General features: G+C 37.8%; 1 pseudogene. It reads right to left on the minus strand.

What is annotated here, in order from left to right:
- Positions 1-107: 107 nt before the first annotated feature.
- Positions 108-1,010, minus strand: a pseudogene (locus tag FHQ30_RS12910) (IS256 family transposase, variant Zn-binding type); the annotation flags it as partial.
- Positions 1,011-1,082: the final 72 nt, after the last annotated feature.

Here is a 1,082-nt window from a genome sequence, read left to right on the forward strand (position 1 = left end):
AAGCACACTCGTCGTTGTAGGCATAGTAGACAAAAAGGTTGGTAATTTTTTAGACACCATGCCCTATTGGACAAAAAGGTTGGTTTTGGGTATTTTATATACTAAAATCAACTCTTTTTATTCAAAAAGTCCTGAATAAACATAATCTTATTTCGCCTGTTCAATCCATTATGTACCGATAATTTTTGCTTTAATTCTTTGAATAAGCCCTCTAACCGATTTGTCGTCTTTTCTACCCGTAATTCAGGGTATTTCTCAAAGGTAAACAGGTAGTCCATGTAACGTTTAATACTGGCGTAAGCCCCTCGCAGCTTGCGATGTTTATAGGGATATTTCCCCTTGCCGTCGGGGATTTCAGACCGTTCTTCCAAATAGGTTTTATGCCGTAAAAACCAGTGATGTAAGCGGACATAAAATTCATTTTTGTGACTATTTTTCAGCGTTTTCACCAAGGCTTTCAGCTCTTTTCCGGCTACCGATTTAGGGTTTCTTGTCAGCTTTCTGATGACCATCGCAACCAAGTGAAATTGGCACATTTGAGTAGGCGTGTCAAAAATATCTTTCAACAATCCACGTCGACCATCACAAGTAATCGATTGAATAATAAATCCTTTTTCACGTAATCGATTAATTGCTTTGGTGTAGTAAACATCTTTCTCTGTACGAACTATTTGGTGATAAACGACCTTTTTAGCGCATGAATCCATTATCACTAATACGCCAAATTGTCGCCCGAAAAACGTGACATCCATAATCAGATTCAACATCTTTACTTGTGGCTCATTAAGGGCTGTTCTGGGCGCTTTTTTCAGGTGTCTTTGGATAGTTCGGACCGCACAATTGTAGCTTATGGAAAGTTGTTTGTAGGTCTGTTTTCCGACGGTATAGTCATGCCAGATTTGAGCGGAGTTTAATGATTTCTTAAACGTAAAAATGCGTTGGCAATCACTGCATTTATATCTCTGAATACTGATTTTGAATCCGTATTTATGGTAAGTGTGGCTACTGCAAAAAGGGCACTTTTTTAGTCATTTTTATAAAACTCACTTAAAGCCTTATACTGTAAGGCTTTAAGTGAGTTT

Origin of the sequence: Testudinibacter sp. 'clade 2' (genome assembly GCF_006227735.1) — a bacterium.
In the GTDB taxonomy this organism is placed as follows: domain Bacteria; phylum Pseudomonadota; class Gammaproteobacteria; order Enterobacterales; family Pasteurellaceae; genus Chelonobacter.